Genomic DNA, 16,326 nt, shown 5'->3' with positions numbered 1-16,326 from the left:
GGAAAAAAGGCCAATGCCATGTCCATTGCTTTGATCGTCCTTGCCGCTGGGCAGGGCACCCGCATGAATTCCGACCTGCCAAAGGTGCTGCACCAGATCGCTGGTGCGCCGATGCTTGGCCATGCAATCCATGCCGGCATGGCGCTGGAACCGGCGCGTATTGTGGTGGTTGCTGGGCACGGGGCCGAGGCCGTGACCAAAGCCGCCGAAGACATCAACCCCTTTGCACAGGTTGTTCTGCAAGAAGAGCAACTGGGTACCGGCCACGCCGTTGATCAGGCGCGCGACATTCTGGGCGGCTTTGACGGTGACGTGGTGGTGCTCTACGGCGACACGCCATTCATCCAGCCCGAAACCTTGCAGGCCATGGCCGAGGCCCGTGCAAAGAATGATCTGATTGTCTTGGGGTTCGTCGCAGCCGAACCGGGCCGCTATGGCCGGTTAATCACCCAGGGCGACAGCTTGCAGGCGATTGTAGAATACAAAGATGCCTCACCTGAAGAGCGCGCCGTAACGCTTTGTAATAGCGGCGTTATCATGGGGTCCGCCTCGCAGGTATTTGACCTGATCGCGCAGGTGGATAACAACAATGCTTCGGGGGAATACTACCTGACCGACATCATCGCCAAAGGGCGGGAAAGCGGGCTTTCGGCGACCGTAGTGACCTGCCCCGAGGCCGAGACTATGGGCATCAACACCCGCGCAGAACTGGCCATGGCCGAGGCCGCCTTTCAGGCCCGCGCCCGCGCAGAGGCCCTTGAAAACGGGGTCACCCTGACCGCGCCAGAAACTGTGTTCTTTGGTCATGACACCGTCATCGGGCGCGACACAATCGTCGAGCCGAACGTCTTCTTTGGCCCGGGTGTGACCGTGGAAAGCGGCGCGCATATCCGCGCGTTTTCGCATCTTGAAGGCTGCCACGTTTCGAACGGGGCGGTGGTCGGGCCTTATGCCCGCCTGCGCCCGGGGACCGAACTGTCCGCAAACACCCGCATTGGCAACTTCGTTGAAACCAAAAACGCGATCCTCGCCGAAGGCGCCAAGGTAAACCACCTGTCCTATATCGGCGACGCGAATGTCGGCGAAGCAACAAATATCGGCGCAGGGACGATCACATGTAACTATGATGGTGTGTTCAAACATCGCACCGAAATCGGCGCGCGCGCCTTCATCGGGTCCAATACCATGCTGGTTGCCCCGGTCTCGGTCGGGGATGAAGCCATGACCGCCACCGGATCAGTGGTCACATCAAACGTGCCCGAAGGGGCCATGGCCGTGGCCCGCGCCCGGCAAGAGAACAAACCCGGCCTTTCCCGGAAATTGTTCGATATGTTAAAGAAAAAGAAGGCTCGACAGCAGAAAGAGGCCAAATAATGTGCGGTATTGTAGGGGTCCTAGGAAATCACGAAGCCGCGCCGCTCTTGGTAGAGGCGCTGAAACGGCTGGAATATCGCGGTTATGACAGCGCTGGCATTGCCACGGTCAATCAAGGCAAGCTGGAACGCCGGCGTGCAGTTGGCAAGCTGGTGAACCTGTCGGATAAGCTGGTTCATGAACCCCTGCCCGGCAAATCCGGAATTGGCCATACCCGTTGGGCCACCCACGGCGCTCCGAATGTATCCAACGCCCATCCGCATCGCGCTGGACCGGTGGCTGTGGTGCACAACGGCATCATTGAAAACTACCGCGAATTGCGGGCAGAACTGACCGAGCAAGGCCTGACACCACAGACCGAGACCGACACGGAAACTATTGTTCTGCTGACCCGCTCGTTTCTGGATCAAGGGTGTACGCCCCATCAGGCAGCGGCCAAAAGTCTGGAAAAGCTAGAGGGCGCATTTGCCCTGTGTTTTCTGTTTGACGGCGAAGAAGACCTGCTGATCGCCGCCCGCAAGGGCTCGCCATTGGCCATTGGCCACGGAGACGGCGAAATGTTCGTCGGTTCGGACGCCATCGCCCTGGCCCCGCTGACCAACAAGATCACCTATCTGGAAGAAGGCGACCGCGCCGTAATCACCCGCGCCGGGGCGCAGATTTACGATGCACAGGGCAACCAGACCAACCGCGAAATGCGCGTGGTTCGTGTGGATGCAACCCGCGTTGAAAAAGCCGGGCACAAGCATTTCATGGCCAAAGAAATCGCCGAGCAGCCCATCGTGCTGGGCGATGCGATCCACCATTATCTGGACGATGGTGCGGCGATCCTGCTGCCCGAAACACTGGATTTTACCCAATATGACCGCATCACAATGGTTGCCTGCGGCACGGCTTATCTGGCCTGTCTGACGTCGAAATACTGGTTCGAGCAGCTGTCCGGCCTGCCCGTTGACGTCGATGTCGCGTCTGAATTTCGCTATCGTGAACCGCCGATCCCGGCGCGCACATTGGCGGTGTTCGTCAGCCAATCGGGCGAAACCGCCGATACGCTGGCGGCGCTGCGCTATTGCCACGGCAAGGCCGCAACGATCCTGTCTGTCGTGAATGTCGATGAAAGCTCCATCGCGCGCGAAAGCGATATCGCCCTGCCCATTCTGGCCGGGGTTGAAATTGGCGTGGCCTCGACCAAGGCTTTCACCTGTCAGTTGACGGTCATGGCGCTGCTGGCCCTGCGCGCGGCGCAACAACGCGGTCAGTTGGATCAGACGGCATTGGCTGAACACCTGAGCGCCTTGCAAAACCTGCCCGGCCTGATGAACATCGCCTTGGCCCAAAGCGACGAGATCAAAGCCGTCGCCCAAAAACTGGCCGAGGCCCGCGACGTGCTGTTTCTGGGGCGTGGCGCGATGTATCCTCTGGCGCTGGAGGGCGCACTTAAACTGAAAGAAATCAGCTATATACATGCCGAAGGTTATGCATCAGGTGAACTAAAACATGGCCCCATCGCGCTGGTCGACAAAACCGTGCCGGTGATCGTCATGGCCCCCCATGACAAGCTGTTCGACAAGACCGTATCGAACATGCAAGAGGTTCTGGCCCGCGGCGGAAAAGTGGTATTGATCACCAATAACCGCGGCGCGAAAGAAGCTGGCGAAGGCGTCTGGCAGTTGATCCAACTGCCCGAAGTCCCCGACCTGTTCGCGCCGATCCTCTATGCCCTGCCCGCGCAGCTGCTGGCCTATCATACCGCAGTCGCCAAGGGGACGGACGTGGACCAGCCCCGCAATCTCGCAAAATCGGTAACGGTGGAATAATGGCCAAACAATTCGACAGGATCGAAGACGATCACCGCGCCCTGATCGAGGCACAGCATGTGTTCTTTGTCGGCTCGGCCGCGCGCGATGGGCGGGTGAATATCTCGCCCAAAGGCATGGACAGCCTGCGGGTGCTTGGCCCCAACCGGATTGCATGGCTGAACTGGACTGGCAGCGGCAATGAAACCGCCGGCCACCTGCGTGACATCAACCGGATGACTTTGATGTGGTGCAGTTTCACCAAGCGTCCGGTGATCCTGCGCGCCTATGGCACGGCCAAGACCCTGCACGAACGTGACGATGGCTGGGACGATCTGATTGACCTGTTCCCGCCAACCAACAGCGCCCGTCAGATTTACGACGTCACCGTCGAGATGGTGCAGACCTCTTGCGGCTTCGCCGTGCCCTTCATGGATTATGTCGGCGAACGTGACACGCTGGCGAACTGGGCCGAGCAGCGCGGGCGCGACGGTGTGCGCGACTATTGGGTCGAAAAGAACCAAACCACGCTGGATGGGTTGCCCACCGGTGTACTGGGAGAGCCAGAATGACCCTCGAAGATGCATTGGCGGCTCTGAACGCGTTGATCGAGCCGGGCCGTGCAGAAGGCATGGCCGACTATCACAAGGTGCCACGCACCTATCTGGGCATCCCTAACCCAGCGCTGAATGACCTGACCAAAGCGTGGCGGCAATCGCTGGATGTGCCTGCTCGCGTCGATCTGGCGCGCGCCTTGTGGGACACCAATATCTTCGAAGCCCGTCTGGCCGCCGCAAAGCTGCTGACGCAGGCCCGTCTGCGCCCTGACGCCGATGCCTGGGCTTTGATCAAATCCTGGGTGCCGCAGTTTGATAGCTGGGCGATCGCCGATCACGCCTGCATGGCCGGTCAAAAGCGGCTGATCGCAGACCCTTCTCGGGTACAGGAGGTCGTAGAATGGACGACTGTCGATCACCACTGGACCCGCCGCGCCGCGATGGTGATCACCCTGCCCTGGGCCAAGATGAACAACCCCAAACCCGCCGATCTGGACATCCGCGCGCAGGTGCTGGGATGGGCGGCTGACTATGTGCAGGACGAAGAATGGTTCATCCAGAAATCGGTGGCATGGTGGCTGCGTGATCTGTCCAAACATGACGCCGATCGCACCCGGGCCTTTCTGGAGGAGCACGGGCGGCAAATGAAACCTTTTGCCCGCAAAGAAGCCTCCAAATACCTTGATGACCAAGCCTAGAAGTATATTCGACGACTTTTCTTTTTAGGGTTCCGCAAACACCTGCAATTCGGGCAGCGCGGTCAGTGGCGCGCCCAGCACCCGCAATGCGGCCAACGAAACCTGCCCGGCCGCGCCACCCCCTTCAAACGGGCGCAATTCAACCTGCACAGAGTTTCCCGTTTCGGGATAGACCAACCGCCCCATTTGAACGCGGTCAACCAAACCCGTCTTGGCCCAGAAACCCGGCGCTGTCGGATCCCCCAAAGAGGCCACGATGGTCCCCAGTTCTTGCGTGGTTTGCGCAGCAGGCGCCGCAGCGGCAGCGCGTTCTTCGGGCGTTGTCGTATCAAACTCTTCGACCGAAACCGCGTTTGCGGTGGGCACGGGGGCCGTGTCATCCGGGCGCGCAATGGGTTGCGTTGCCACGTCTTCCTGATCAGGAGGCGGCGTCACCCCAAGCATTTCGCCCAACTCGGCACAACCGGCCAACATCACACTCAGCCCAACAACAGCTGAAACACGCACAAGGGTCATAACGGCTCTCCATTTGTCCTGCGACCATCCTAATGCGGTCAATTTGACCAGACAACGCACGGGATTGAAACTTGCCGCTTTCCGCCCAAGCCCTTAAATTAAACGCTATGACACCGCAATTGATTGACCCTTTCGCCCGTGCAGTGACCTACCTTCGGGTCTCGGTCACGGATCGTTGTGATTTTCGCTGTGTCTATTGCATGGCCGAGAACATGACCTTTCTGCCAAAGAAAGAGCTGCTGACGCTGGAAGAGCTGGACCGGATGTGCTCCACCTTCATCGGGCTTGGTGTTGAAAAGCTGCGGATTACCGGCGGCGAGCCTTTGGTACGCCGCGATATCATGACCTTCTTTCAGTCGATGACCCGGCATCTGGACTCTGGCGCGCTGAAAGAGCTGACCGTCACCACCAATGGCTCGCAGCTGGAAAAATTTGCACAGCCGCTCTATGACGCCGGGGTACGGCGCATCAACGTGTCGCTGGATACGCTGGACGAAGACAAATTTGCCCGCGTCACCCGTTGGGGCCGCCTGCCACAGGTGCTGCGCGGTTTGGATGCGGCGCAAAAGGCCGGTCTGCGGGTTAAGATCAACACCGTGGCATTGAAGGGCTTCAACGAGGACGAGCTGTTCACCCTGATCGAATGGTGCGCCGAACGTGACATGGATCTGACCTTTATCGAGGTCATGCCGATGGGTGATCTGGGCCCCGAGGATCGCGTTGGACAATATTGGTCACTGGATGATCTGCGCGCCCAGCTGAGCCAACAATATACACTTCTGGATTTGGCCGAGCGAACCGGCGGCCCGGCGCGTTATGTCAAACTTGTGGAAAGCGGGCAGAAAATCGGCTTTATCACGCCGCTGACCCACAATTTCTGTGAAAGCTGCAACCGGGTGCGGATGACTTGTACCGGCGAGCTCTACATGTGCCTGGGTCAGGAAGACATGATGGATTTGCGCGGCCCGCTGCGCGCCTGCCCGCCCGAGGACGACAGTCAACTGGTGGCGGCGATCCACAAGGCAATCGGATTGAAACCCAAAGGGCATGATTTTGACTATTCACGCCAACGCGCCGATGGTCAGGTCAGCCGCCACATGAGCCACACGGGCGGCTGATACGTTCTTGGAAACCGAAAGGCGTTTGGGCGGCTTTAGAACCGATAGCCTTTGGTTGAAAAATCAATGTCGAAGTTGGGCGCTGCTCCGTTCAGGGGAACATTAGTTGCTTTGCATTTGGCGAGTTCTCCGATGAAATTCGAACCCTGCCGAACCTTGGCAAAATAGTTGAATCCCCGCAGCGCCACTTTACCATGATTGGTCAGGCTGGAATCACGCATAAAGCCGCGCAGGCCCCGCTGAATTTCGCTGTTGCGATAAGCGCCAACCCCGCACAGTTCATAGAACCCCGCACCCTTGATAATCTGGATCTTCATCACAAACCCATTGGTGATGGTGATTTGGTGGAAGCTCTCGTCTACGGGTATTTCGCGGGTTATGTCGTCCCCGGCCAGAGCGGGCCCTGCAAGAAAAGTGGAAACAACAACGCAAAGCCTTAAGAAATTTTTCATTTTCAATCCAACGATTAGAACAAACTCATGATCTATAAGTTGAGATTTAGGCGCTGAATGCAACCCTATAGCGCTACCGGGTCGGGAAAACCTTACCCGCCATATCGTCGCACGAAATTGCGCAGGATACGTTCGGGCACGTGCACATCTGCAGCGCGGCACATGTCGATCAGTCTTTGGGCATCTTCGGGCGGGAAGTAGCCTTTGTGTTTGTAGATGCGAATCCGGGTCTCAAACCCATCACTGTCGGCTTCGGGATGGAACTGCGTGGCATAGACGTTCTGGCCAAAACGCACCATCTGATACGGGCAGGTCGGACTTGCGAGCAAATGCACGCAGCCCTCGGGCAATTCCTGCAGGGCTTCCTTATGGCCGACAAAAGCGTGGAAATCAGTGGGCGCCCCTGCAAGCAAAGGGTCGCGCGCGCCGTCTTGGGTCAGGTGGCAATGGGTGGTGCCCACATCTTCGCCATACTGGCGTTTTGACACCTCGGCGTTCAAGTGCGCGCCCAGCACGCCAATGCCGTAGCAACAGCCCATGAACGGCATATCCCGCTGGGTGATCTGCGGCATCAGGTCCAGAATGGCGGCTTCGATCTTGGCTTCCAATGGCGGTTTGTCTTCGGGCGCGTCTGACACACAACCCGGACCGCCGCCAACAATCACCCCGGAGTAATCATCCAGATTAAGATCGGCAGGGATGTCTTCCTGCTCCAGCCGAAAACGCACCGTGTCGGCGGCATCCAGCCCCCCTTTGGCCAGAAAGGCGGCATACTCATCATCTGAGGCTTCGGCCTCGGGACGCAGCTGCAGGATCAGAAACGGTTTCATGGTGCCGGGTTTAGCGTCTTGGTGCAGCAGGGGCCAGAGGGCGCCGCGCCGCAGACCGGGCCTGTGCTATTCCTGCAAATGTTGCAGCAGGCGCGCCATGAAATCATGACCCGCCTGAAACTGTTCCAGCGTGATGTACTCATCGGGTTGATGGGCTTGTTCGATACTGCCGGGGCCGCAGATCACGGCGCTGTAACCGCCCTGCTGGAAATACCCGGCTTCGGTGCCATAGCTGACAACATGAGAGGCATTGTCGCCGGTCAGGCGGCGGGCCAGAGTTTCAGCCGCACCGTCGGTTTCAGGTTTCAGCGCGGGCAGGTTGAAGGTCTCGGTCAGCTCAATCGCACAGCCCGGGTGCACGGCTTTCATATCCGCCTCGACCAATGCGACACGCGTTTGCAGCTCTGAGCGCCAGCGCATCGGGTCATCGCCGGGCACAAAGCGGAAATCAATGCCAAAAACACATTCCCCGGCGGTGATGTTATGCGCCGTGCCGCCGCGGATCGTGCCCACATGCAGCGAGGTCCAGGGCGGTACAAATTCAGCATCGCCTGCCGCCGGAGACGCAGAGGCGTTTTGCGCATTCACCTGATTAACCCAGTCAATCAGCCTTGCGCCCTGCATAATCGCATTGACCCCTGTGTGAAGCAGCGACGAATGCACCTCGTGCCCTTTCAGGCGCAGCTTGAACCCCAAGCCCCCCTTGTGGCCGGTCACCACCTGCATGTTTGACGGCTCGCCCACCAACACCGTGCTGGCACGGGGCAGGTCTGCATCCTTTGCCATGGCTTCAATCAACGGCGCGGCTTCGGCGCACCCGATCTCTTCGTCGTGGCTTAACGCCAGTTGCAGCGGGCGGTTGACACCTTCACGATGGGCCCGCACCAGCGTCCAGATCGACAGGGCGTCAAACCCTTTCATGTCAACGCAGCCCCGGCCGAACAGCTTGCCGTCGCGCTCATCAACTGTCCAAGGGTCGCTCGTCCAGTCCTGCCCTTCGACCGGCACGACATCTGAATGGCCCGACAGCACGACACCGCCCTCAACCCGGGGGCCGACATGCGCATAAAGACTGACTTTGCCGGGGTATTGCGCGTTGACCACGCGTTTGGCCGCGATCCCGAAATCAGCCAGATACCCTTCGACCCAATCGACCAACGCAAGGTTGCTATCCTTGCTGACGGTCGGGAAGGCCACAAGGCGCTCCATGATCTGGCGCGGGGTCAGTTCGGCGGTCATTTAGCGCTCCTATGCTTGTGCGCACCTGACCCCGACCACGCCCTAAGGTCAAGCCAAAGCACTCTAAAGCTTGGCGTGAGCCCCCTCTTGCGCTTAACCTTGGGGCAGTGCAACCGAAGGGGAGGTCGAGATGCACAAACTGTTGGTGCTACCGTTGATGATGGTCGCTTTGCTGGCCGGGTGCGGCACGCCCGGATCGGTCACCATCCCACCTGACACGACATTGATCGCCCTGCGACACACAGAACGTGAAGGCGAGCTGCTGTCAGATGCAGGACATGCCCGCGCCGCCGCCCTGCCTGCGGCTTTGGCCGGGGTAAAGATTGACGCGATCTATAGCCCCGGTTTGCAACGCAATCTGGATACGGCAGCGCCTTTGGCTGCTGAGCGGGGCATCCAGATCACCCGCATCCCACCAACCGGCGCCGCCCAAAGGTTGCTGGCGCAAAATGCCGGAAAGACCGTGGTCTGGGTTGGCAACAAGGGCAACCTGAATGAGATCTGGACCGACCTGTCCGCGCCGGGCGACCCACCCCTGACCTATGGAGAGCTGTTCACCCTGACTCGGAGCCCCATGGGCGGTGTACGGGTAGAACGCGGAACATTTGGAGTTCCACCAGCGAAATAGCAAAAAAGACCGGGGTTTGCCGGGTTGCGCCCAACAATACATAGACGTTTTGCAATTCGTGCAGGCAAACAACCGATTTCGCACGGATTCTCCACGGCATAGAACAATGTTCTGTCCGGACCATGGATTCACGCATTCAAATACCTTGTAATTTGCAGCCATTCCCGACATTTGAACTCAAATTCCTGACACAGCGGAGCTGACCGATGTTTGAATCTTTCGGTTTTGAAAATCTGACCGCCCCACAGGCCGCCATCTGGTTTGGCCTGGTGCTTGGCGTTGCATTTGGCGTGATGGCTGAAATCAGCAAATTCTGCTTTCGCCGGGCGGTGGCCGGAGATGTCGCTGAACGCAAGCCAGCGTTGGCTGTGTGGCTGTCAGGCCTGATCACCGCCTTGATCGGCGTTCAACTGGCTGTGTCCAACAACCTGATCAGTTTTGCGGAACATCGCTTTTTTGCCGCGGACCTGCCGGTGCTGGCGATTGCCGCGGGTGGCCTTCTGTTTGGCGCCGGGATGGTGCTGACACGCGGTTGCGCATCGCGCCTGACGGTTCTGGCCGGAACAGGCAACCTGCGCGCTGCTCTGGTTCTTGTGGTCTTTGCGATTGCCGCCCATGCGACGCTCAAAGGGGTGCTGGCGCCGCTGCGCACGACCCTGACGGGCGTGACCGTCCCGACCGGAGAGTTGACCAGCCTGTCTGCCCTGCCCGGTGGCGCGGTGTTGTGGAGTGCGCTGATTGGCATTGCCGCCCTTGTCTTCGTGGCGCGCAGCCGGGTGGCGCCGCGTCTGCTGTTGCTGGGTGCCGGGATCGGCGTGATCGCGGCGCTGGGATGGGTCGGGACCGGCTTTCTGCTGTATGACGATTTCGATCCGATCGCGTTTGAAAGCATCGCCTTTACGGCACCTGCGGCGGACACGCTGTTTTGGGGCGTGGCTTCGACCTCGATCTCGGCAAAGTTTGGCACCGGGCTGTTTGGCGGTGTCTTGCTGGGCGCTTTGGTTGCGTCGACGCTGGGCGGGCGGTTCCAATGGCAGAGCTTTGAAAGCCCGGCCCAGACGGGTCGCTATATGGCCGGCGCCGTTTTGATGGGCGTGGGCGGGGTGCTGGCGGGCGGCTGCACCGTGGGTGCTGGCCTGTCGGGCGTGCCCACGCTGAGCTTTGCAGCCCTGCTGGCGCTTGGCTCGATCACGGTCGGCGCCCTTGCTGCCAACCGGGCGCTTAGTGCATCTTCTGGCGGATCCGCCGGATCATCATCCACACCACCAACACCACAACCGGTGTAAGAAGCGCTGTCAGCAGCCCCTTGGACAATCCAAGCGGCGAGGCCACAGGATAGGCCGCATAAGCCGCCAGGCTAACCGCGTAATAGCTGATCGCGACCACCGACAAGCCTTCGACCGTTTCCTGCAACCGCAGTTGCAGATCGGCGCGTTTGTCCATGCTTTCCAGCAGCTTCTGGTTCTGAGCCGAACGAGATACATCCACCTGCGTGCGCAGCAAATCCCCGGCCCGCGCCGCCCGTTCGGTCATGGCGCGCAACTGCTCGCGCGTCGACATTACGGTGCGCATGGCAGGATCAAACCGGCGCATCATGAATTCACGAAAGGTCTGGCGCCCGCCATAGCGTTCCTCGCGCAGCACTTCGATGCGCTGATGCACCAACGCCTCGTAAGCGCCTGTCGCCCCAAAGCGGAACGCCGATTGCGCCTGCAGGTTTTCCAGCCGGGCCGAGATCGCCAGCAGCTCGTCAAGCGTCTCTTCGGGCGCATGATTGCCCGTCGCGATATGCTCAACCAACCCAGACAGCTTCGGGTCAATTTCACCCATCTTGCGCGACAGCCCCCGCGCCCGCGGCAGTCCAAGCATCGACATGGCCTTGTAGATCTCGATCTCGGTCAGGCGCTGCACGATCCGCCCCACGCGGCGCCGGCCCGCGTCAGGCTGCACGAACAAGGCAAACCGCGCATGCCCCGAATTGTCGATACGGAAGTCCGACGCCATCATCGCGCTGCGGTCCAAGACCCACGAACAGGCCAGACTGTCCGGCACGAACCACTTGTGCAGGCGTTCAAACAGATCCACGTCTTGTCCCGGAATTTTCTCAACCCGGATCAAGGCCGACGCGATCCGCGCGCCCGGCATTTTGGCCAGCCAGTCTTCGGGGAAAACATCAAAGGCAGCCGGGTCAAATGGACGCTCGGTCACCCCGTCCGAGAAGATGGTATAAGTCACGAACTCGGTATGGTTTTCCCACTTCAGCGAATACCGCCCGATCTCGCCAAAGAAATGCGTCGCATCGGGCTGCGGGTGCTGCGCGCCGAACCGGTCCAGCAGATCAATCAGATGCGCCCGATCCTCGGCCCGATCCCGGTTGGCGGCATCCTGAGTCTTCTTGATCGCCAGATAGACCGCATGGCACGGCGCCTTGAGCGACGGGAATGGCCGCGCGTGCAATTCGTTAGACAACTGATAGCGGAGCGGATGATCTTCGATCTGGGTCATGTTAGGTCTTTGTGTTCGCTTTTGGCCTTCCTAGACCAAGCTGCGAGAAAGTCAAAACAAAAAACATAGTAATTTCCGCCGCTTAGCAGAATACCGTGGTGCACATTTCCATGCCGAACTATTCCTATAACGAAAACGCCCCGCCAAGTTTGGCGGGGCGCATTAAGTTTAAGTGCCTGTAAGGCTTAGCTGATCCGCTGCAGCAGGTCGTCCAGCGACTTCTTGGCGTCGCCATAGAACATGCGGGTGTTCTCTTTGTAGAACAGCGGGTTTTCGATGCCCGAGTAGCCAGTCCCCTGACCACGCTTGGATACGAATACCTGCTTGGATTTCCAGCATTCCAGAACCGGCATCCCCGCGATGGGCGAGTTCGGATCTTCCTGCGCGGCCGGGTTCACGATGTCGTTCGAGCCGATCACGATGGATACATCGGTTTCGGGGAAGTCGTCGTTGATCTCGTCCATTTCCAGCACGATGTCGTAAGGCACTTTGGCCTCGGCCAGCAGCACGTTCATGTGGCCCGGCAGACGGCCCGCCACGGGGTGGATCGCAAAGCGAACCTCTTTGCCCTTGGCGCGCAGACGGCGGGTCAGCTCTGCGACGTTCTGCTGGGCTTGTGCCACAGCCATACCGTAACCGGGGATGATGATGATGCTGTCGGCGTCTTCCAGCGCCTGCGCCACGCCATCGGCGTCGATGGCGACTTGCTCGCCCTCAACTTCCATGGCCGGGCCCGTTGCGCCGCCAAAGCCACCCAGGATCACCGAGATGAACGAGCGGTTCATCGCCTTACACATGATGTAAGACAGGATCGCACCGGACGAACCCACCAGGGCGCCCACAACGATCAGCAGGTCGTTGCCCAGCGAGAAACCAATCGCGGCCGCGGCCCAACCCGAGTACGAGTTCAGCATCGACACAACCACCGGCATGTCGGCACCACCGATACCCATGATCAGGTGATAGCCGATGAAGAACGCCAGCAGCGTCACCAGGATCAGCGTCCAGCCGCCATCGGTGCCCATGTAGACAAACAGCAGGATCAGCGACAGTGCAGCCGCACCAGCGTTCAGGAAGTGACCGCCCGGCAGTTTGGTGGCCGACGAGGTCAGCTTGCCCGCCAGCTTGCCATAAGCCACGACCGAACCGGTAAAGGTCACAGCACCGATGAAGACGCCAAGGAAAACCTCGACCTTCAGGATGCCGATCTCAACCGGAGTTTTATGGGCGACTTTCTTGGCAAAGCCTTTCAGCGCGTCCAACCCTTCGGTGTTGCCCGCAGCGGTCAGCTCGGCGATGTTGTTCATCACCAGCTCGGCGTTGACGCCAACGAACACAGCAGCCAGACCAACCAGCGCGTGCATCCCGGCAACCAGTTCCGGCATCTGGGTCATTTCGACCTTGGAGGCCAGGAAGTAGCCGATAACGCCGCCACCTGCGATCAGGATGATCGACAGGTACCACAGACCGGCACCCGGGCCGATCAGCGTGGCGAACACCGCAAGGCCCATGCCCACGATACCGTACCAAACAGCACGTTTGGCGCTTTCCTGACCAGACAGACCGCCCAGAGACAGGATGAACAGAACAGCCGCAACAACGTAAGCGGCAGTAGTGAAACCGAATTCCATGTGCCCGGCCTCCTTAGGATTTCTGGAACATGGCAAGCATGCGCCGTGTTACGAGGAAGCCGCCAAAGATGTTGATCCCGGCGAAGAAAACCGAGACCCCGGCAAGCAGGATCACCAGCCACGAGCCGGTTCCGATCTGCAGCAAGGCGCCCAGAATAATGATCGACGAGATCGCGTTGGTCACAGCCATCAGCGGTGTGTGCAGCGAATGCGACACGTTCCAGATCACCTGGAAGCCAACAAAGACCGACAGCACAAACACGATGAAGTGCTGCATAAAGCTGGCCGGTGCGATCAGGCCCACACCCAGCAGCAATGCGGCACCAACAGCCAGCAGGGTCACCTGCTGTTTGGTCTGCGCTTTGAATTCAGCCGCTTCTTTGGCTTTGATCTCTTCGGGGGTCAGCTCCGGCACCACCTCTTTGGGCTTGGCCGCGATGGCCTGCACCTTGGGCGGCGGCGGCGGGAAGGTGATTTCACCTTCGAACGTCACGGTGGCGCCACGGATCACGTCATCTTCCATGTCGTGGTTGATCTGACCGTCTTTTTCAGGGGTCAGGTCAGCCATCATGTGGCGGATGTTGGTGGCGTACAGGCTGGACGACTGCGAAGCCATGCGCGACGGGAAGTCGGTATAGCCCACAATGGTCACGCCATTGTCGGTTACGATCTTCTCGTCTGCGACGGTCAGCTTACAGTTGCCGCCTTTTTCCGCTGCAAGGTCCACGATGACCGAGCCGGGCTTCATCGCCTCGACCATGTCCTTGGTCCACAGCTCGGGCGCTTCGCGGTTCGGGATCAGCGCGGTGGTGATCACGATGTCCACTTCAGGCGCCAGTTCACGGAACTTGGCCAGCTGGGCTTCGCGGAACTCTTCCGACTGCACCGAGGCGTAACCGCCGGTGGCAGCACCGTCTTGCTGTTCCTCTTCGAAATCGAGGTACACAAATTCAGCACCCATCGATTCGACTTGCTCGGCCACTTCGGGGCGCACGTCGAACGCCAAAGTGATCGCACCCAGCGAGGTCGAGGTGCCGATTGCAGCCAGACCGGCCACGCCAGCGCCCACAACCAGAACCTTCGCCGGGGGGACCTTACCCGCAGCGGTCACCTGACCGGTGAAGAAACGGCCAAAGTTGTTCCCCGCCTCGATCACGGCGCGATAGCCCGCGATGTTGGCCATCGACGACAGCGCATCCATCTTCTGCGCGCGCGAAATACGCGGCACCATTTCCATGGCGATTACGTTGGCGCCCTTGGCTTTCGCTGCTTCCATCCCGGCTTCGTTGCCACCGGGGTTAAAGAACGAAATCAGCGTCTTACCTTTGGTCAGGCGCTTGAGCTCGGTGTCGTTCGGCTGACGCACTTTGGCGACAATATCGACCTCTTTCCACAGCGCGGCAGCGGTCTTGATGACCTCAACGCCGGCTTCGGCATAAAGAGCGTCGGCAAAGCCTGCAGCCTCACCTGCGCCGGTTTCAATGGCGCAGTCATAGCCCAGCTTCTGAAGCTGGCGCGCACTGTCAGGGGTCATCGCTACGCGCGCTTCCCCTTCGAATATCTCTTTCGGTGCCCCGATCTTCACGTGTTTAGTCCCTCTTTTCCGTGTCGGCTCTGCATAGCAGGCACGAACAAACTTCGCTCTAATACCATTGCGCAATAATATTTCTCAAGCGCGACATATTGGCAAACGCTCCGATGCGCCACCTTTACATCAATTTCAACGCCGTCACACCCACCTGCGAACGCGATTCGTGTATTCGTGATAAGGGGTTCCGAACTGCTGCGCGATGCGGGCTTCCTCGGGCAGAATGAAACGTTTTTGAATCACTGCTATGAAGATTGGCACCAAAGCCACCCCGAGCAGCGCATTAAAGACAAATGTCACACCGGTCAGGATCAGCGCATCCCCCAAATAGATCGGGTTGCGCGACAGCGCAAAGATGCCACCCGTGACCAGATCCCTTGGTGCGCGCCGTGGGATCACTGTCGTGCGGTGCCGCAGCATTTGCACGACCGCTGCCGCGCCCAGCGCAACACCCAGCACCACCAGCGCCCAGCCCACCGGCACGGCCCAGCTGCCAAAAACCGGCGCCGGAATCACCCGCGCCTGCCCCCAAGCCAGAACCGCGAAACCCGCCAGCCAGACCGGCGGAAGGTCGACCCATTGCATCACGCCCCTCTCGGGCGAATCGTCGCTCATGATCTCTCCTCAACCGGGACTTGCGTGCGCTCCGCAATCAGCTAGCCTGATCGCATGAGCCGCGTCACCTGTTTTTTCCGTGTTACCCGTGCTGGCCCTTTGCGCGTGCGCTTTGGCCGCAGCAGTGACAGCGATGCCGCCTGGGCACTGCTTTATAATGCGGTGCAAACCGGGGCCGCCAGCCAATACACCCAGCGCGAACGTAACGCCTGGGCGCCCTCGCCCACCCCGCCAGACACCTGGCAGCGGACCTTTCTGACCGGCACCTGCCTTGTCGCCACCAACATGGTCGGGCGGATGCAGGGATTTATGACTCTGGGCGAGGATGCCTATCTGGATCTGGCCTATGTTGCACCGCGGCAAATGGGCAAAGGTGTGGCGGGTTTCCTGTATGAACGCATCGAAATTGCCGCCCGCAATCAAGGATTCGCCCAACTTTCGACCGAAGCCAGCCACTTGGCAAAACCGTTTTTCCAGCGTCAGGGATGGCAAGTGACGGCGCGTCAGGACGTGATCCGCAACGGCGTCGCGCTGACCAACTTTCGGATGTCAAAAACCCTGTGACCAGAGGTTGCGCCCGCAAAGGCGACTAAACTTTAAAGTACATTTGCCTCAATCTTGTCACGAAACTGCCGCTGAGCAGCCCGCAAGCCCTCAAATCCCAGCCCGATTTACCCCTTAGTCACTCTTGTTGAGGAGAGTCTTGGGGCAGGCAAATCCGCTTTCCAAGGCACAAAGCAGGAATTTTCGACCGCCGGTTTTCGGGGTCGTTTGGTATC

16 protein-coding genes are annotated in these 16,326 nt (G+C 59.6%); 8 read left to right on the top strand and 8 right to left on the bottom strand.

The genetic code is table 11. The features are described from left to right. Positions 1–18: 18 nt before the first annotated feature. Genes glmU through ATO10_RS00280 form a run of 4 tightly spaced genes read left to right on the top strand, consistent with a single transcriptional unit; the run spans position 19 to position 4,425 of the window. Complete coding sequence (gene glmU / locus ATO10_RS00295) at positions 19–1,374, top strand: bifunctional UDP-N-acetylglucosamine diphosphorylase/glucosamine-1-phosphate N-acetyltransferase GlmU (protein ID WP_035246628.1); 1,356 nt, start codon at positions 19–21, stop codon at positions 1,372–1,374. Next, entirely contained in the window at positions 1,374–3,191 is a 1,818-nt protein-coding gene (gene glmS / locus ATO10_RS00290) for a glutamine--fructose-6-phosphate transaminase (isomerizing) (RefSeq protein WP_035246626.1), read from the top strand. Before glmU ends, glmS begins: the two co-directional genes overlap by 1 nt. Further along, positions 3,191–3,742 carry a pyridoxamine 5'-phosphate oxidase family protein gene (locus ATO10_RS00285; protein WP_035246623.1) on the top strand — a complete coding sequence of 184 codons (552 nt, stop codon included), beginning with the start codon at positions 3,191–3,193 and terminating at the stop codon, positions 3,740–3,742. The genes glmS and ATO10_RS00285 overlap by 1 nt, the downstream gene beginning before the upstream one ends. Continuing rightward, a complete protein-coding gene (locus tag ATO10_RS00280; protein WP_035246620.1) occupies positions 3,739–4,425 on the top strand; it encodes a DNA alkylation repair protein in 687 nt (228 codons plus the stop codon). Before ATO10_RS00285 ends, ATO10_RS00280 begins: the two co-directional genes overlap by 4 nt. A 24-nt stretch (positions 4,426–4,449) precedes the next feature. Here ATO10_RS00280 and ATO10_RS00275 read toward each other — a convergent pair whose 3' ends face one another. Continuing rightward, positions 4,450–4,941 (bottom strand): hypothetical protein, encoded by a 492-nt coding sequence (locus tag ATO10_RS00275; protein WP_035246618.1) that lies wholly within the window; start codon positions 4,939–4,941, stop codon positions 4,450–4,452. Between the two features lie 107 nt (positions 4,942–5,048). Between ATO10_RS00275 and moaA the strand changes: the two genes are divergently transcribed. After that, on the top strand, positions 5,049–6,059 hold the full coding sequence (gene moaA, locus ATO10_RS00270; protein WP_081806377.1) for a GTP 3',8-cyclase MoaA: 1,011 nt from the start codon (positions 5,049–5,051) through the stop codon (positions 6,057–6,059). Between the two features lie 35 nt (positions 6,060–6,094). On the opposite strand, the gene ATO10_RS00265 is transcribed toward moaA, so the two are convergent. From ATO10_RS00265 to argE, 3 genes are all read right to left on the bottom strand, one after another. Beyond that, complete coding sequence (locus ATO10_RS00265; RefSeq protein ID WP_035246615.1) at positions 6,095–6,511, bottom strand: hypothetical protein; 417 nt, start codon at positions 6,509–6,511, stop codon at positions 6,095–6,097. 92 nt (positions 6,512–6,603) lie between these two features. Further along, positions 6,604–7,341, bottom strand: a complete 738-nt coding sequence (locus ATO10_RS00260) for a glutamine amidotransferase (protein ID WP_035246612.1) — start codon at positions 7,339–7,341, stop codon at positions 6,604–6,606. A 66-nt stretch (positions 7,342–7,407) separates the two neighbouring features. Further along, entirely contained in the window at positions 7,408–8,580 is a 1,173-nt protein-coding gene (gene argE, locus ATO10_RS00255) for an acetylornithine deacetylase (RefSeq protein WP_035246610.1), read from the bottom strand. A 130-nt stretch (positions 8,581–8,710) separates the two neighbouring features. On the opposite strand from argE, the gene ATO10_RS00250 reads away from it, so the two are divergent. Further along, the gene (locus tag ATO10_RS00250; RefSeq protein ID WP_035246607.1) at positions 8,711–9,208 is read left to right on the top strand and encodes a histidine phosphatase family protein; all 498 of its coding nucleotides are present in this window, start codon (positions 8,711–8,713) and stop codon (positions 9,206–9,208) included. Between the two features lie 206 nt (positions 9,209–9,414). Next, positions 9,415–10,494 carry a YeeE/YedE family protein gene (locus tag ATO10_RS00245; protein ID WP_035246605.1) on the top strand — a complete coding sequence of 360 codons (1,080 nt, stop codon included), beginning with the start codon at positions 9,415–9,417 and terminating at the stop codon, positions 10,492–10,494. Here the strand turns inward: ATO10_RS00245 and ATO10_RS00240 are convergent. The 4 genes from ATO10_RS00240 to ATO10_RS00225 all read right to left on the bottom strand — a co-directional run bounded on the left by ATO10_RS00240 (position 10,430) and on the right by ATO10_RS00225 (position 15,547). Beyond that, on the bottom strand, positions 10,430–11,713 hold the full coding sequence (locus ATO10_RS00240) for a DUF3422 family protein (protein ID WP_035246603.1): 1,284 nt from the start codon (positions 11,711–11,713) through the stop codon (positions 10,430–10,432). The genes ATO10_RS00245 and ATO10_RS00240 overlap by 65 nt on opposite strands. Before the next feature lie 185 nt (positions 11,714–11,898). After that, positions 11,899–13,344 (bottom strand): NAD(P)(+) transhydrogenase (Re/Si-specific) subunit beta, encoded by a 1,446-nt coding sequence (locus ATO10_RS00235; protein ID WP_035246601.1) that lies wholly within the window; start codon positions 13,342–13,344, stop codon positions 11,899–11,901. Between the two features lie 13 nt (positions 13,345–13,357). Further along, on the bottom strand, positions 13,358–14,929 hold the full coding sequence (locus ATO10_RS00230) for a Re/Si-specific NAD(P)(+) transhydrogenase subunit alpha (protein WP_035246600.1): 1,572 nt from the start codon (positions 14,927–14,929) through the stop codon (positions 13,358–13,360). A gap of 144 nt (positions 14,930–15,073) precedes the next feature. After that, complete coding sequence (locus ATO10_RS00225) at positions 15,074–15,547, bottom strand: methyltransferase family protein (protein ID WP_272945261.1); 474 nt, start codon at positions 15,545–15,547, stop codon at positions 15,074–15,076. A 54-nt stretch (positions 15,548–15,601) separates the two neighbouring features. On the opposite strand from ATO10_RS00225, the gene ATO10_RS00220 reads away from it, so the two are divergent. Further along, positions 15,602–16,111, top strand: coding sequence for a GNAT family N-acetyltransferase (locus ATO10_RS00220; RefSeq protein ID WP_051597858.1), 510 nt, complete (start codon positions 15,602–15,604; stop codon positions 16,109–16,111). The last annotated feature ends 215 nt before the right edge of the window (positions 16,112–16,326 follow it).

The sequence above is a fragment of the Actibacterium atlanticum genome, from assembly GCF_000671395.1.
Classification (GTDB): domain Bacteria; phylum Pseudomonadota; class Alphaproteobacteria; order Rhodobacterales; family Rhodobacteraceae; genus Actibacterium_D; species Actibacterium_D atlanticum.
The sequence above is the reverse complement of the archived record's forward strand: the minus strand, read 5'-3'. Positions and strand labels throughout refer to the sequence as shown.